This is a genomic window from Guopingia tenuis (assembly GCF_014384805.1).
Taxonomy (GTDB): domain Bacteria; phylum Bacillota; class Clostridia; order Christensenellales; family Christensenellaceae; genus Guopingia; species Guopingia tenuis.
Genome location: NZ_JACRSS010000003.1, coordinates 39,479 through 55,496, shown reverse-complemented (window position 1 = coordinate 55,496; position 16,018 = coordinate 39,479). Strand labels below are relative to the sequence as shown.

Genomic DNA, 16,018 nt, shown 5'->3' with positions numbered 1-16,018 from the left:
CGGAGGAAGAAAAAATGAGCAAAGCGAAAAAGACGTTTTTATGGATGGGGATATTTGTCGTCGTGCTGGCGGCTGCGGCCCTGGGATATAGCGCACTGTCTAAAAATTATTCGGCGGAACCGGCGCCCAGCGCCGGCAGCAGCGAAACTCGGGAGGCTGCGCCGGATTTCACCGTGCTGAACGAACAGGGAGAGGAAGTAACGCTTTCCTCCTATTTTGGAAAGCCCATTATCTTGAACTTCTGGGCCACATGGTGTCCCAACTGCCGGGAGGAAATGCCGGATTTTCAGGATATCCATGAGCTTTATGGGGACCGCATCCATGTTCTCATGATTAACGAAACGGACGGAGCGCGGGAAACCCAACGAAAGGCCCGGGAATACATCGCGGAGGAAGGATACACCTTCCCCGTGCTCTATGACACGACCTTTGAAGCTACGGAGATTTATGCGCCCCGCTATATCCCAACGACGGTTTTCATCGATGCGGAGGGAAATGTGGTGCACCGGCAGGAGGGAGCAATGCCGACAGAGGTGCTGGGCAAATGGATGGAAGAACTGCTGAAATAGAAATAGGGAATAAGACGCCCGGATTGCCGCGGGCGTCTTGTTTGCTGTTGTTGCCCTTCTCGCAGAATCTATGGTATACTGGAAAAAATACATGTTTTCGCCGCAAACCGGATAAAAATAGAAAGAGGAGGGATGGATATGCTGGAACAATACCTGCCTTTTTTCACAAAGCTGACGCCGCAGCAACAGGCGGTTCTTTCGCAGAACACCACGCGGCATACGGCAAAAAAAGGGGAGATTGTCCATAACGGTTCGCTGGACTGCATCGGCATACTCATTCTCGTGCGTGGGCAGTTCCGGGTGTTTACCCTCTCGGAGGAGGGCCGGGAAATCACGCTCTACCGCCTTTGGGAGCGGGATATCTGCCTGCTTTCGGCTTCCTGCATGCTGAACAGCATCCAGTTTGATGTGTCTGTGGAGGCGAAAAAGGAGACGGAATATTGGAAAATTCCTGCTTCTGTATACCGGAAAGTAATGCAGCAAGCGGCGCCCATGGCCAACTATACCGGCGAGCTTCTGGCGGCCAGGTTTTCGGATGTCATGTGGCTGATGGATCAGATCCTATATAAGCGGATGGATTCCCGGCTGGCGGCCTTTCTTTTGGAGGAGAGCCAGCTCGAAGGGGGACGGGAGCTGAAGATGACCCATGAAGCCATTGCCCGGCATCTGGGAAGCGCCCGGGAGGTGGTGACCCGCATGCTCAAATATTTCCAATCTGAGGGATTGGTAGCACTCTCCCGAGGAAGCGTGACAATATCGGATGAAACAGGGCTGCGGAAACTGGCCGAGGAAAGCCTGCGGTAAATAAATGGCGGTATGGGCAAAAACTGGCGGAAAATAAGCCACAGTTTCCATGTTTTTTTGTTTGACGGAAATAAGGAAGGGTATATATAAATTATAGAAAAATAAAACTATACGAGAGAAAAAGGAGCGAAGAAGCATGTTGCAGGAAAAGGTAAAACAGCTGTTAAACGAGCAGATCAATAAAGAGTTTTATTCGGCTTATCTCTATTTGGATATCGCCAACTATTATACCGAACAGGGACTCCATGGATTTGCCAACTGGTATACGGTTCAGGCACAGGAGGAGAGGGATCATGCGCTCCTGTTCATGAAGTATTTGCAGAACAACGATGAAAAAGTCACCTTTGAGGCGGTTGCAAAGCCGGATAAGGTGTTTGCTGATCTCAAAGCGCCGCTTTCCGTGGGATTGGAGCATGAACGCTATGTCACCAGCCTGATTCACACCATCTATGACGCGGCATACAGCGTGAAAGATTTCCGGACCATGCAGTTTTTGGACTGGTTCGTCAAGGAACAGGGCGAGGAAGAAACCAATGCAGACGATCTGGTGAAAAAGATGGAGCTTTTTGGATCCGACGCCAAGAGCCTGTATATGCTGGATCAGGAGCTGGCCGGCCGGGTATACGCTGCGCCTTCGCTGGTTCTCTAAAAACGGGAAATACGAAAAGAACAGGCGATATTTTCGCCTGCTCTTTTTTTGTTGAAAATTATATAGGACCTTTTTTCCTGTTGCATTCGCACAAACATTTGGCAGTTTTCCGCGAGTGTTTGGGGAAATGCGGCCAGCCTGCATTTCTTCCAACGCCAAATTTTTGTGCCAAGACCCTTTTGACGCTCTTGGAACCTGATGGACAAGCAAGGTTTATTTGCCCGCCGCCCGGTCCTTTTCCAGAAGGGCAATGGCCTGATCCAGGGAATCCAGCCGGGCATAGAGCATAGACTGGACGGTTTCGTCCGGCTGCTGAAGATCCGGGATCATCACCGGATGCAGACCGGCGCGATAGGCGGAGGTTACGCCCGCGGGGGAATCCTCCAGGGCGATGCAGTCTCCCGGGTCCATTTGAATGGACGCGCAGGCTGCCAGATAGATATCCGGGGCCGGCTTGCTGTTTTCCACCATATCGCCGCAGACGATACCTGAAAAATAATCCGTGAAACCGGCATTTTTCAGGTTATATAGGGTGGTGGCCCGGTCCGTCGAGGTGGCCAGAGCCAGGGGATATCCCCGTTCCTTTAAATAGGCCAGCAGCTCCCTTGCCCCTTTCAGCACCGGCATGCCATGGGTAGCAATATAATCCTCAATATAGGCGGTTTTGAGCTTGCGGTAGCGATAGAAGTCAAAGTCCGCACCCAGCGCCTCCTGAAACACCAGATGACAGTTTTTGATGTTGCGCCCCAGGAGCTTCATGACCAGATCGGCATGAATGGGATATCCGGTGACACGCCCGACATGCTCCCAGCCTGCAATGGCCAGGCGCTCGGTGTCAAATAAGGTGCCGTCCATATCGAATACAACTGCTTTAATCAACTGCGGTTCCTCTCCATTTTCTTAAAATACGCCCACCCGTCACCCATTATAGCATAGATAGAGAAAAAAAGGATGGAAAACGCGAAAAAAACGTGGAGTCTCCCAATTTTTGGAGCAAAATGGGCGAAAAGGACAGAATGGCAAAACGCAGAGGGGCTAGGCGAAGACAGAGAAGGCCTGCGCCCGCCTGTTGGAGATTGAGATATGCAGAATACAAATTTCTGATAGGAAGATATGTTGATTTTGTGGGGCGTGAATGCTAAAATACGGCTAAGAACTTCGGAGGAGGGAAGGGATGGAGCTTCGGGTTTTGAGTTATTTCCTGACGGTGGCCAGGGAGGAAAACATTACAAAGGCGGCGGCGCTGCTTCACGTTACGCAGCCCACCATTTCCCGCCAGCTGATGCAGCTGGAGGAAGAATTGGGGGTCAAGCTGTTCCGGAGGAGCAATCACAGCATTCTGTTGACAGAGCAGGGGATGCTCCTGAAACGGCGGGCCCAGGAGCTGGTTTCCCTGGCGGAAAAGACAAAGCGGGAACTCAGCCAGGAGGAGGCGCTGGGCGGCGAAATCTCCATTGGCAGCGGGGAATATCAGAACAGCTCGCTATTGGCGGAAATTCTTGCCGCGTTCCATGAAAGATACCCCGGCGTTTGTTTTACGATGTTCAGCGGAAATTCCGACGATATCAAAGAGCGCATGGAACGGGGGCTTTTGGATATTGGCTTTTTGCTGGAGCCGGTGGATATGGGGAAATATGCGTTTATCCGAAGCCCTTATAAAGAGGAATGGGGGGTCCTGGTGCCGGAGGGATCGCCGCTCTCCCAAAAGGGCTTTGCCGCGCCAAAGGATCTCGCGGACAAACGGCTGCTGTTTACCCGCCGGGATCTGATCAAAAAAGAGCTAACCAACTGGTTTGGCGAGTATGCCGACCAGCTCCGGATTGTGGCCAGCGGCAACCTGCCGTATAATCTGGCGGCCATGGCCCGACAGAACATGGGGATCTTTCTCAACCTCAAGCTGGGTTGTACTTATGAAGGGCTGCGCTATATTCCCCTGATGCCTCGTCTGGAAAGCAGCACGGCTCTCGCCTGGAAGAAAAACCAGATGATGCCGCCCGCGGTAAGCGCTTTTATAGATTTTGCAAAGAAATACATAAATTGTATATCTATAGATAAAATATAAGTATTTTACATTTCTTGAAGGCTTCGATACAATATAGGTGTCCGATGAAGGGCGCCTATATTTTTGTCCCTAAAAGAGGGCTTTGGGGCCGCAGAAAAACAAAAAAACGGGATGGTTTAGAAATAAAAAGGGGATATCCACGGGATATGCCGTCAACGAAGCCCCCTGGTTATTGCGGAGAGGAGTTTACAAGTCCGATGACAAAGCAGGAAGTATCTGAACGGTTTCAGATTCCCATAGCGATCCTGGATGAATATGAAAGCTGGAATTTATGCGATTCTGTCCGGCAGGTCATGGAAGCATGGCAGTATGACGACCGGGATATCGAACGGCTCAGCCTGATTATGACGCTCCATGACATTGGCTTTGCAAAAGAGGAGATCTTTTCATATATGAAGCTGTATCTCGCCGGCAGGGATACGCGGGCGGAACGGCTGGCATTGCTGAATAAACGGCGTTTGGCGTCGCTGGATGAGATTCACTTCAGAGAAATGCAGCTGGCCCGGCTGGACTATCTGCGCTATGAAATTCAAAAGGATAAAAAGAAGAAAGGATGATTGCAATGAAAAAGATGATAGCACTGATGCTCTCTATCCTGCTACTGTTTACACTGAGCGCCTGCGCGGGCGACAGCGGGCAGGAAAGCGGGAACGCGGCGGAGAATACGCCCGCCGAAACGGTTATACCTTCTTTGGAGGCGCAGGGCAGCGCAGCTGCCGAACCCGAAGCCTCCGTGGGAGGCAAGGCGCTTGTTCTCTATTTCTCCTGCACCGGGAACACCGAGGCCGTGGCAAAGGAGATTGCCGCGCAGACCGGGGCAGAGGCAATGGAGCTTCTTCCGGAAGAGCCCTATACAGAAGATGATCTGAATTATCAGGACGACAACTGCCGCGCCAATCAGGAGATGAACGACGAAAATGCCCGTCCTGCGATATCCGGCCGCATAGAGAATCTTTCGGATTACGACACGCTGTATATCGGCTTCCCCATTTGGTGGGGCACGATGCCACGGATTATGAACACCTTTTTTGACGAATATGACCTGTCCGGCAAGACGGTGATGCCTTTCTGCACCTCTGGCGGCAGCGGAATCGATCAGGCGGTTTCGGCCATCCGGGAGGCAGAGCCGGATGCGGAAGTCCGGGAAGGGCTGCGGGTTGGAAGCGGATCGGCAGAAAACTGCACGGAGGCCGTTGCTGCATGGCTGGAAGGAAATGAATAGAAAGCAGAGAAATATATAGGCAGGAAACAACATATCAAGGGACGATCAAAAGGAACCGCAGTTTTTGCGCGGACTGCCGCCGGGCGCGCCTGGGCGGCTGGAGTGCCCATAAAAACCAAGCGGCACTGCGACAGATGGGAAAGGAGATTTTAAAAATGAAATTTCAGGATGCAAAGCAGTTTGAAGAAGTCAATGTATTCGGCATGGGCCAGCCCAACGACGCCTATGCGGCGTATTTCACCGGCCAATCCTTCTTAAACCCGCTGACAGGACCGGAGGCGGGCCTTCATCTTTCCAATGTGACCTTTGAGCCGGGATGCCGGAACAACTGGCATGTTCACCATGCGAAAAGCGGAGGCGGGCAGATTCTGATCTGCACGGCGGGGGAAGGATGGTATCAGGAAGAAGGAAAGGCGGCAGTGGCATTGGAGCCGGGGCGCGTGATCGTGATTCCGGCAAATGTGAAGCATTGGCACGGCGCAAAGGCGGATTCCTGGTTCAGCCATATCGCCATGGAGGTTCCGGGAGAAGAGACTTCCACCCAATGGCTGGAGCCTGTTGCGGATAAGGAATATCAGGAGCTTTAAGGAGGAATATCAATGAAAAAGAAGGTAGTTGCTTATTTTTCTGCCAGCGGTGTGACAAAGCGCGCTGCTGAACGGCTGGCAAAGGCCGCCGGTGCGGATCTGTTTGAAATCAAACCTGCCGTGCCGTATAGCCAGGCTGATCTGGACTGGACGAATAAAAAAAGCCGCAGCTCGGTGGAAATGGGGAACCCGGATTCCCGGCCGGAAATCGCAGAACGGATGGAAAATATGGAAGAATACGATACGGTATTTTTGGGCTTTCCCATCTGGTGGTATGTTGCCCCCACCATTATCGATACGTTTCTGGAAAGCTATGACTTTTCTGGAAAGACCATCGTTCCCTTTGCGACATCCGGCGGCAGCGGTTTTGGGAGAACGGCGGAGGTTTTAAAGCCGCTTTGCTCGGACACCGCGAAGTGGCTTCCGGGAAAAATGCTCAACCGCACATCCGAAAAGGAGATGGAGGAATGGGTTTCCAGCCTTTCCTGAGGGCATGCGGAGACGCGTGAACAGGAAAGAAGATTAAAGAAAAGGAGAAAAATATGCGGATCGTAGTGATCGAGAGCAGCCCGCATAAAAAAGGATCATCCAACCTGCTGGCCGAGCGTTTCATGGAAGGAGCGAGAGCGGCGGGGCACGAAACGGCGGTGTTTGATGCGGGACATGCGCGGATTGCTCCCTGCCTGGGATGCGGGGCCTGCGGCATGGACGGCCCCTGCGTGCAGAAGGACGACATGGGAAAGCTCCGGGAAGAGATTGCAAAGGCCGATATGATGGTTTTTGTAACCCCGCTCTATTATTTTGGGATGTCTGCCCAATTAAAAAAGGTCATTGACCGTTTTTATGCCTTTAATGGGGAATTATCCGCCCGGGGGATGAAAACAGCGATGATCGTGGCGGCATGGGACAGCAATGACTGGACGATGAAGGATATTCAGGCCCATTATGAGACGCTGTGCCGGTATCTGCATTTTGATAACCGGGGAGAGGTGCTGGGCATGGGATGCGGAAGCGTCGCCATGACAAAAGCCACTGCATATCCCGGGGAAGCATACCGGCTGGGCAAATCCCTGTAAGGAGAGTCCGGCCTGGGGCCGCGGCAAAGGATTTTGGGAGGGCAGTATGTGCGCCGTGAGCACACCTCTTTATTTGAATGGCGGCCAGGCGCCAATCTTATGATAAAAAAATAGAACAGTAAAAAACGGTGCATAGGAAATGCACCGTTTTTTGTCTGTTTTAATAGAAATTACAGCTTCTGGTTGAATTCCAGCGTTTCCCCATTGGGCCCGGCGATGGAGAAATATTTGACGCCGTTCTCCCAGAAATCCAGGAACAGGATGCCGTCCGTGAGGATCTCATATCCGCCTGCCTGGGCGGCGGCATAGGCCGCTTCGATATCCGTCACATTGAGAGCGATATGGTCGATGGCGCCGTTCACGCCCGGAGCCGCGCCATTCTGCCAGGTTTCCACAACCACGCCCTTCAGCTCCATAAAAGCCACAGGCTCGGGCGGGTTTGCCGCCTTATTGACCGTGCGGTAGATGGTCTGAAAGCCCAGGCTGTTATAGAAGGCGATGGTTTTTTCAATGTCGTTGGTGGGGATTCCGATATGCTGCAATCCCGTGACTGTTTCGCTGATATTCATGGCAAATTCTCCCTTTCCTTTTATGCGCTTTTTTACAAGCCGTTTTTTTAAGTATACTCTTTTTTCCGGGATTTGTCAGCAGACGGCGGCACATATATGGAGAGAATTTGGAAAAAGTAGAAACAAATTGTGAACACTGGGAATAGGATATTGCAATGGTCATAGGGGAATGATACACTTGTTTTAAACAAATGTTTGAAACTTTAATTTCAAACGGATGTTTCGGAGGCGAAAAATGCAAGACTATATCGCAATGGAAAATGTGAAAAAGGAATATAAAATGGGAGAAGTCGTCATTCCAGCGTCCAACGGGGTGTCGTTTTCCATAAAAAAAGGCGAATTCGTGGTGATCGTGGGGGCCAGCGGCGCGGGAAAAACCACGGTGCTCAACATGCTGGGCGGCATGGACAGCTGCGATTCCGGCAAAATTTTAGTGGACGGGGCGGATATCAGCCGCTATAACCGGCGGCAGCTCACGGAATACCGCCGCTATGACATCGGCTTCATCTTTCAGTTCTATAACCTGATCCCCAATTTGACGGCCAAGGAAAACGTGGAGCTGGCGGCAGAGATCAGCAAGAATTCCATGGATGTGGAAAAAGTGCTGGCCCAGGTGGGGCTGGAGGAACGGATGCAGAACTTTCCGGCCCAGCTTTCCGGCGGGGAGCAGCAGCGGGTTTCCATCGCCCGGGCGCTGGCGAAAAATCCCAAGCTCCTGCTCTGCGACGAACCCACCGGAGCCCTGGACTATAACACGGGCAAGGCGGTTTTGAAGCTCTTGCAGGATACATGCGTTCTCACGGGAATGACCGTGGTGGTGGTCACCCATAACCAGGCGATTGTGCCCATGGCCAACCGGGTGATCCGCATGCGCAACGGACGGGCCGACAGCATCACCACCAACGAACATCCGCTTCCTGTCAGCGAAATTGAATGGTAGGGAAAAGTTATGAAAACCTATTGGAAGGATATCTTTCGGGAAATATGGAAAACACGGGGCCGATTCCTGGCGATTCTGGCGATTATCGCCCTGGGAACCGGCTTTTTTGCCGGAATCAAGGTGGCTTGTTCGGATCTCAAGGAGACGGCGGATTCCTTTTATAAGGAACATGGCCTGATGGATTTTCGTCTGGCTTCGACCTATGGCGTGACGGAAGAGGATATCGCCGCGCTGGAGGCGCGGGAGGACGTGGCGCAGGTCATGCCCGGTTACAGCGCGGATGTCTTGGCCAACACGGGCTCGGGGGACTTTGTCTTGAAGCTGATGGCATTTGACGGCCCGCTGAACTCTTTTACGGTCAAGGAAGGACGGCTGCCTCAGGCTTCAGGAGAGATTGCCATTGAGCGAGTGGGAGCGGCCCAGAATATTGCTGTTGGCGACGAGATAGAACTGGCGTCCGGAAATGACGATCCCCTTTCGGATACTCTCAAAGTTGAGAGGGTGCGGGTGGTGGGAATTGTGGAGTCTCCCCTCTATCCCGGCGAAGGCCGGGGGACGGCCAATATCGGTTCGGGCAGCGTGGAATGCGTGGCCGTGATCCCCACTTCGGATTTTGCTTTGGAGGTCTATACCGACGCCTATATTACTTTGCGGGAAACCCAGAACCTGGCGGCGTATACCGCGGAATATGACGACACGATTGCGGCAAAACAGAAGGAGCTGGAAGCCTTTGCAGCACAGCGCGGCGCGCTGCGCCTGGAAGAGATTCGGGAGGAGGCCAACACCGAGATTGCCGATGCCAAACAGGAATTGGCCGATGGCGAAGCCGAGATGAACGAAGAACTGGCAAAGGCGCAAAAGGAGTTGGACGACGCCAAGGCAGAGCTTGAAAAGGGAGAAAAAGAGCTGGCTGACGGACGGGCGGCTCTGGAAAAACAGGAAAAGGACGGGCAGGCGCAGATTGACAGCGCACGCAAAGAATTGGAGGCGGGCGAAAGGCAGTATGAGGAGCTGCAGGCCGCCTATGAAACGAATAAGGCGCAGGCAGACGCCAGTCTGCCGGAGAGCAAAGCCGCTTTAGAGGAGCTGAAAGGGCAGATGGACAGCCTTTCCGTGCAAATTGCCGCACTGGAGGAAGCTTCTCCCGAAGCGCCGGAATTGCCGCAAATGAAGGCCCAGCTGGCAGCTATGCAGGAGCAATATGACGCAGGCATGGCGGAAATTGAGAAGGCTGAAGCGGGGCTGAAGCAGATGGAGGATGCTCTGGCCTCTATGCGCAGCCAGTTGGACAGCGGAAAAAGTGAGCTGGAGAAAAATGAAAAGGCCCTGAGGGATGGTATTGCCCAGGGAAAACAGAAGCTGGCGGAAGCGGAGGCCGAGCTGGCCCGGGGCAAAGAGGAATATACCTCTGGAGAGGCAGAATATCAGGAGGAAAAGGCCAAGGCAGAGCAGGAGCTGGCAGATGCACGGCAGGAAATTGCCGATGCGGAGCAGGAGCTGGCAGACCTGGAGACGCCGGAATGGTATGTACTATCTCGGGCGGACTATCCAGGATATACAGAATATGGAGAAAATGCGGAAAGCATCGATAAAATTTCTCTGGTGCTGCCGGTATTTTTCATTCTGATTGCCGTGCTGGTGTGCCTGACGACCATGACACGCATGGTGGAGGAGCGGCGCACGCAGATTGGAACGCTGAAGGCCCTTGGTTTCGGCACGGGAAAGATTGTGAGCAAATACATGGTCTATGCCTTTGCTTCCAGCCTTATGGGAAGTGTAATCGGCCTGTTGATCGGATTCAAGGTGTTTCCGTGGGCCTGTTATACTGCCTTCCCCATCAGCTACCCCATATTCCCCATGGTGCATATGCCCTTCCATTGGGAATATGCGGGTCTATGCACGGCGGCGGCTGTATTGGCGACTCTGCTGGCCACCTTTGCCGCCTGCCGCAAGGAGCTGCGGGAAAGCCCGGCCAGCCTGATGCGGCCCAAGGCGCCCAAGGCAGGCAGGCGGATGCTGTTGGAAAAATTCGGGAGCCTTTGGAAGCGGATCTCTTTTGCCTATAAGGTGACGCTGCGGAATTTTGTGCGCTATAAAAAGCGGGTTCTGATGACTATTGTAGGCATTGCGGGATGTACGGCGCTCATGCTGGCGGGTTTCGGCCTGCGCTATTCCATCACATCCGTGATCCCGCGGCAGTTTGGGGAGATTTTCCACTATGACGGCGTAGCGGCTGAGAAAGACGGTGCCAGCGGGCAGGAAAAAGAAGCTCTCCTTTCGGCTATGGAGGAAGGAGGCATTTCTGGTCATCTGGCCGTGCTGCAAAAGACGGTGACAGCCGCAGCGGGTGACAACACGCTGGAAGCAAATCTGATTGTCCCTGAGGAACCGGATAAAATAGGAGAGTTCATCAGCCTGCGCACCCGGGAGGGAAAACAGCAGATCGATCTTGCGGCGGCGGGAACCGTTGTGAGTGAAAAGCTGGCTAACCGGCTGGAGCTGGAGGTAGGGGACGCCTTTGCCCTTCGCATGGGAGATGAGGAAATGACGCTTAGGGTAGGCGGCATCACGGAAAACTACACCCAGCATTTTGTCTATGTCACGCCGGAAGCATATGCCCAGGCCGCCGGAAAGGCCATGGAAGAAAACGCCGTTTTCTTTACGCTGGCTTCCGAGGATGACCGGGATGCGGTTTCGGAGCGGCTGGTGCAGGAACCGGCCGTGCTGGCCGTGTCCCTTACCCAGGAACAGCAAAAGACCATGGAGGATTCCATGGGGAACCTGAGCATCATTGTGCTGGTGATTATATTGTCCGCCGGGGCTTTGGCGGTAGTGGTGCTTTATAATCTCATGAATATCAACATTGCCGAGCGGACGAGGGAGCTGGCCACCATCAAGGTTCTGGGCTTCCGGGAGGGGGAGACAGCGGCCTACGTCTACCGGGAAAATATCCTCTGTACCGTGATTGGCATTGCCGTAGGCCTGGTTCTGGGAACCTTCCTTAAAAATTTCATTCTATCAGTGGCCGAGCTGGAGAGCATGATGTTTGCCCCGGAAACCGACGTTTGGAGCTACGTGTTCTCTGCCGGGCTGACCCTGGCTTTCACTTTCCTGGTCAACGGACTGTTTTTCTTCAAGCTGCGCCGCCTGAACATGGCGGAAAGCATGAAATCCGTAGAATAGGAAAAAAGTGCCGGAATCCGGAAAGTGTGGTATACTGATAAAAAAGGGGAAGCCACCGCAGGCAGCCTGCCTGCGGTGGGAAAAATAACGTGGAAAGGAGAGGAAAATGGTAAATTCGGAAAAGCAAAAGTGGATCTTGGAAAAAGCCGTTGAGATCTATAACCAAAAGGGCGAAATTGTTATCCGGGAACTGGCGCAGGCGGCCGGTATCAACGTGGCGTCTGTGAACTACTATTTCGGGAGCAAGGAAAACCTGATGGCGGAAGTGGAAAAATACCTGATCGCGGCTATCAACGATCTCATCGCGCCCATTGAGAAGGAAGAGCTTCCCGGAAGGGAAAAGCTGAAAAAGGTGCTTTATGCGCTCACGGAATATTTCGTGAAAAACCCGGGAACCATCAAATATTTTTATACAATTCTGGGCATCAACAACGAGCACAACCTGCTTCTGCTCAAGCATATTGTGGACCGCAAAAATCCTTACATTCAGCTGTGCTCGCGGATTATTCAGGAGGAGACGGGGATTACCGACGAGTTTGAGGTGTTCTGCCGCTATCTCATGTTCATCTGTTCCCTGGTGCCGCCGTTTTTGTTCTGTATGCTGGATGCGGATATGCTCCGCCAGCTTTCGGATTTCATGAATGTGAGCTATACCGAAAAGGAAATCCCCAAGGATCTTCTGCTGAAATATATGGACACCACCATAGGGCTGGTTTTATCCAAGCCGTGAAATCATCTTTTTCATCTTTCTATTTGAAGAATCGGAGAATGCCGCCGGAAAAAACCGGCGGTATTTTTCTGCCGGTTTCCATAAACCGGCAGATCATCGCCGCCTATCACTAAATGGAGAAAATTATTATAGCAAACAATAAAGAAACCCGGAAACAGAAAGCCGGGAAAACTGGGAACGGACGGCTTTCCCTTAATAAAAGGCGGGAAATTCCAGTGCGGCCGCCGTTTCCCGGCCATCCTTCTGCGCGGTTCCCGTGCAGCTCCAAACCGGCAGGCGGTTGCCAAGAACTGTGCGGCGGTAACAGAGGCGCGCCTCCTGGATTACGATAACATCCGGATGGGAAAGGCCATTAGTGTCAAGAGAGGAAATCTGCAGGGAGGCAGGGGAGGAAAGGCAGTCTGCAAGGGGGTGCAGAGAAAGCTCTCCCTGTTTTTCATAACGCCGGATACTGCTATGAATTTTTACAAGGCCATTCTGGCCATAGGAAACCGTGATTTCTCCTTCCGCTGAAAGATAGGAAGGAGGAAAGGAGAAGGTGACGGTCTGGCCGACAGTCAAGGTTTCCTCCCCCGCTTCGCCGGAGGAGAGGGATACGGGAAAGGCGATTTCCCCTTGCAGTCCCTCCTGATAGAGGCCATATTGCTGCAAAATCAGGCGTGCCTGGCGCATGGCGCTCTGGGGAGCCAGAGGCGCATACGCCTGGCGGGGAAAACTGCCGCGGGAATAGGTAAAACTGCCATCGGCCGGATTCAGCGTCAAGTCGCCGTCAGTCCCTGCGGCATAAAGGGAACCGTCCTCCAGCCGCCGGGTTTCTCCGGCGATGGAAAAAGTGTCTTTGAGCGCCGCCATCTGTTCGTCCGGCGCGGGATCGATTCCCTGGTAGGCATAACAGGGCGGTTCTGCCGGTTCCGGCCCGGCCAGGACCAGGGAGGACGGGCGGTATAGACGGGTGTTGACGACGTTCAGGCGATCCCAGTCGGCGCCATAGCCCCAAAAATAGAGCAGGGCGCCGGAAAGGACAAACAGAGCCGCCAGACTGCCACAGGCAATGCGCGTATTCTTTTTGGGGACATAGGGGCATATGGTTTGCCACCAGGAACGCCCAGCCAGCAGGCTGGCCGCAAAAATATAGAGGAGATAGCCCAGGACGCAGCCCACAAGATTGCAAAGGATATCGTCCACATCAAAAATGCGCCCCAGCGCCGGAAACAAAAATTGAAGGGATTCAATGAGGCCAGTGGTCAAAAGCCCGGCGAGGGCTGTGGGCAGAAGGCGCCGGAAAGGACGGGGGAACACTATGGGCAGGAGCAGCCCCAAGGGGACAAAGGCGAGAATATTGAGAAAAATCTGCAGGAGCATGACGGAATCTCGGTTGTGAAGGGCTGTGGAAAGCTGAAAACCGGGAAAAAAATTCGTCATGGCGGCCCGGAGCTCGGGAGTGACCGAGGGCTGGGGATTCAGAACCAGGGCAAACAGGGCCAGCATATAAGCCAACAGGGCAAAGCGCGCCAGATGCCTGGCCAGCGGCACAGGCCGGGAAAAGACGGCCCAAAACACGCCATAGAGAATGGCGGCGCAGGCGGCGGACAGGCAGAGAATCACGCCATGAGAGAGCATAGGGACATCCCCCTTTTTTTGAGATGCAGGGCGGCATATACCGATGTTTCCCGGGGAAAAGATTGTTTTTGCCGCCTATAGGTTATAGGGTATAGAAAAAACAGGGGGATTGCAAGGAAAAATGCAGGGGAATCTGTATCCATTTCGTAAAAAATCAAGCTGGGCGGGAAGGGAAAACTGTGGTATGATACAACAAAGATGGAAAACAGAAAGGAAACAGGCAATGCAGAAGCAGAAGGTTTTGGTTTGCGTATCCCGCTTTGAGGAGCGCTGCGCGGAGGCGAGGGAACGGCTTTTGGCGGCGGGGCTGGATGTGACGTTTACAGAAAAGAAGCTGCGGGAGCTGCCCGCGGAGGAGGTACGGGATCTGATCGCGGGAATTGACGCGGCGATTGTGGGGATGGACCCCTGGGGCGAGGAGATGTTCGCCATGGCGCCCCAGCTTAAAGTAATTTCCCGGTTTGGCGTGGGGGTGGACACCATCGATCTGGAAGGCGCCCGGCGGCGGCGCATCTATGTGACCAACGCGGCGGGCAGCAACGCCCAGGCTGTAGCGGAGCTGGCGGTGTTTCTCATGCTGGGAGCGCTGCGCCACGGCGGAGAGTTATCACACGCAATGACAGAGGGCCGCTGGCTGCGGCGGATGGGCGGTGAGCTTTCGGGAAAGACGGTGGGCCTTATCGGATTTGGGGAGATCGGACGGCGGACGGCCGAACTGGTTCGGGCCTTCGGCGCGGAAGTGATCGCCTATAAGCGAAGCCCAGCGCCGGAACTGGCCGGGAAATACGGGGTGACCTTCCTTTCCCGGGAGGAAGTCATGGAAAACTGCGATATCCTGAGCCTGCATATCCCGGGAACACCGGACAATTATCACATGGTCAACCGGGAAACCCTGAACCGGATGCGGCGGGGCGCCATTCTCATCAACACCGGGCGGGGAAGCCTGGTGGACGAATCGGCGCTGGCAGAGGCTGTTTCCTCGGGGCAGCTGGCCGGAGCCGGGCTGGACGTTTTTGAAGCAGAGCCTCTGGCTGCAGACAGCCCGCTTCGGAAGAATCCCCATATATTCCTTCTGCCCCATACGGGCGGGGAAACCGAGGAGGCATACCGCCAGATCGGGCTGGGAGCAGTCCAGGGCGTTTTGGAGGTGCTTTCCGGAAAGGAGCCGTCGCACTGGGTCAATCGCTGGTAAGGATAAAAAAACGCGGGAAACCGCGTTTTTTATTTGCCGGGAGCAGACAGCGGGAAATCGGGTTGCCACATGAAAAAAACTGCCGGCGGGAAAACGGCCAATCAAAAACAGCCGGAATAATTGATTTTCCCGGCCACTTTTCGACAGATAGGATTCCTTCCGCATCCTATAGCGTGTGATAGAACAGCCAAATATCCTCATATTCTCCGGCTGCATTGCAAAAGCCCCCGGGAATATTTCCCAGCCGGACAAAGCCCAGCTTCTCATAGAGACGGATGGCGGTGGTATTGGAGGCGACCACTGCATTGAACTGCAGCACACGAAAGCCCAGTTCCCGCCCTTTTTGCAGAGAATGGCGCACCAGTTTTTCGCCGATATGCAGGCCGCGCTTCCCTTTTTTTACGGCATAGCTGGCATTGGAGAGATGGCCGCAGCGGCCGATGTTGTTGGGATGGAGGATATAGAGGCCGACGATGGCTCCTTCTGCCTCGGCCACACCACAGAAGCTCTGGGAAGCAAAGAAGGGCTCGGCATCCGCAGGGGAGAGCGGCTCGGTTTGGGGGAAGGCGTTTCCTTCCTCCACAACCTGGTTCCAAATCTCCCGCATGGAGGGAAGATCTTCTTGGGCATAGGGGCGGATATGGATTTGCGGCATGATGAGGGTACTCCTTAGACAGCTTTATATAACAGCCCGAAATGCTGGGCACTATGCACCATTGTATCATAAAATAATTTGGAAATATAGAAAAAAATTCCTGTTTTGCTCTTGACAAAAAGCAGACGGGGGATTATTATAATGATAATGATTATTGATA

At 53.6% G+C, this 16,018-nt stretch carries 17 protein-coding genes; 13 read left to right on the top strand and 4 right to left on the bottom strand.

Annotated elements, in window-relative coordinates:
* Positions 1-14 precede the first annotated feature (14 nt).
* The 3 genes from H8693_RS06875 to H8693_RS06865 all read left to right on the top strand — a co-directional run bounded on the left by H8693_RS06875 (position 15) and on the right by H8693_RS06865 (position 2,022).
* A complete protein-coding gene (locus tag H8693_RS06875) occupies positions 15-569 on the top strand; it encodes a TlpA family protein disulfide reductase (protein WP_249280375.1) in 555 nt (184 codons plus the stop codon).
* Between the two features lie 138 nt (positions 570-707).
* Complete coding sequence (locus H8693_RS06870) at positions 708-1,373, top strand: Crp/Fnr family transcriptional regulator (protein WP_330605728.1); 666 nt, start codon at positions 708-710, stop codon at positions 1,371-1,373.
* Between the two features lie 136 nt (positions 1,374-1,509).
* Entirely contained in the window at positions 1,510-2,022 is a 513-nt protein-coding gene (locus H8693_RS06865; RefSeq protein WP_249280373.1) for a ferritin, read from the top strand.
* A 213-nt stretch (positions 2,023-2,235) separates the two neighbouring features.
* Here the strand turns inward: H8693_RS06865 and H8693_RS06860 are convergent, their stop codons facing one another.
* Positions 2,236-2,901 (bottom strand): HAD family hydrolase, encoded by a 666-nt coding sequence (locus H8693_RS06860; protein ID WP_249280372.1) that lies wholly within the window; start codon positions 2,899-2,901, stop codon positions 2,236-2,238.
* A 295-nt stretch (positions 2,902-3,196) separates the two neighbouring features.
* Between H8693_RS06860 and H8693_RS06855 the strand changes: the two genes are divergently transcribed.
* The 6 genes from H8693_RS06855 to H8693_RS06830 all read left to right on the top strand — a co-directional run bounded on the left by H8693_RS06855 (position 3,197) and on the right by H8693_RS06830 (position 6,969).
* Positions 3,197-4,084: a LysR family transcriptional regulator gene (locus tag H8693_RS06855; RefSeq protein WP_249280371.1), complete on the top strand. Its 888-nt coding sequence runs from the start codon at positions 3,197-3,199 to the stop codon at positions 4,082-4,084.
* A 197-nt stretch (positions 4,085-4,281) separates the two neighbouring features.
* Positions 4,282-4,641, top strand: a complete 360-nt coding sequence (locus H8693_RS06850; RefSeq protein ID WP_249280370.1) for a MerR family transcriptional regulator — start codon at positions 4,282-4,284, stop codon at positions 4,639-4,641.
* 5 nt (positions 4,642-4,646) lie between these two features.
* Positions 4,647-5,306 (top strand): flavodoxin, encoded by a 660-nt coding sequence (locus H8693_RS06845; protein WP_249280369.1) that lies wholly within the window; start codon positions 4,647-4,649, stop codon positions 5,304-5,306.
* 155 nt (positions 5,307-5,461) lie between these two features.
* Positions 5,462-5,893, top strand: a complete 432-nt coding sequence (locus H8693_RS06840) for a cupin domain-containing protein (RefSeq protein ID WP_249280368.1) — start codon at positions 5,462-5,464, stop codon at positions 5,891-5,893.
* A gap of 12 nt (positions 5,894-5,905) precedes the next feature.
* Positions 5,906-6,382 (top strand): flavodoxin, encoded by a 477-nt coding sequence (locus H8693_RS06835; RefSeq protein WP_249280367.1) that lies wholly within the window; start codon positions 5,906-5,908, stop codon positions 6,380-6,382.
* 53 nt (positions 6,383-6,435) lie between these two features.
* Positions 6,436-6,969, top strand: coding sequence for a flavodoxin family protein (locus tag H8693_RS06830; RefSeq protein ID WP_249280366.1), 534 nt, complete (start codon positions 6,436-6,438; stop codon positions 6,967-6,969).
* 170 nt (positions 6,970-7,139) lie between these two features.
* On the opposite strand, the gene H8693_RS06825 is transcribed toward H8693_RS06830, so the two are convergent.
* Positions 7,140-7,538: a VOC family protein gene (locus tag H8693_RS06825; protein ID WP_178618675.1), complete on the bottom strand. Its 399-nt coding sequence runs from the start codon at positions 7,536-7,538 to the stop codon at positions 7,140-7,142.
* A 235-nt stretch (positions 7,539-7,773) separates the two neighbouring features.
* On the opposite strand from H8693_RS06825, the gene H8693_RS06820 reads away from it, so the two are divergent.
* The 3 genes from H8693_RS06820 to H8693_RS06810 all read left to right on the top strand — a co-directional run bounded on the left by H8693_RS06820 (position 7,774) and on the right by H8693_RS06810 (position 12,391).
* Entirely contained in the window at positions 7,774-8,478 is a 705-nt protein-coding gene (locus H8693_RS06820; RefSeq protein WP_249280365.1) for an ABC transporter ATP-binding protein, read from the top strand.
* Positions 8,479-8,487: 9 nt separating this feature from the next.
* Entirely contained in the window at positions 8,488-11,661 is a 3,174-nt protein-coding gene (locus tag H8693_RS06815) for an FtsX-like permease family protein (protein ID WP_249280364.1), read from the top strand.
* A gap of 106 nt (positions 11,662-11,767) precedes the next feature.
* A complete protein-coding gene (locus H8693_RS06810; protein ID WP_249280363.1) occupies positions 11,768-12,391 on the top strand; it encodes a TetR/AcrR family transcriptional regulator in 624 nt (207 codons plus the stop codon).
* 192 nt (positions 12,392-12,583) lie between these two features.
* Here H8693_RS06810 and H8693_RS06805 read toward each other — a convergent pair whose 3' ends face one another.
* Positions 12,584-14,011: a VanZ family protein gene (locus H8693_RS06805; protein WP_249280362.1), complete on the bottom strand. Its 1,428-nt coding sequence runs from the start codon at positions 14,009-14,011 to the stop codon at positions 12,584-12,586.
* A 223-nt stretch (positions 14,012-14,234) separates the two neighbouring features.
* Between H8693_RS06805 and H8693_RS06800 the strand changes: the two genes are divergently transcribed.
* A complete protein-coding gene (locus tag H8693_RS06800) occupies positions 14,235-15,203 on the top strand; it encodes a phosphoglycerate dehydrogenase (protein ID WP_249280361.1) in 969 nt (322 codons plus the stop codon).
* 166 nt (positions 15,204-15,369) lie between these two features.
* Here H8693_RS06800 and H8693_RS06795 read toward each other — a convergent pair whose 3' ends face one another.
* Entirely contained in the window at positions 15,370-15,858 is a 489-nt protein-coding gene (locus H8693_RS06795; RefSeq protein ID WP_178620162.1) for a GNAT family N-acetyltransferase, read from the bottom strand.
* Between the last annotated feature and the right edge of the window lie 160 nt (positions 15,859-16,018).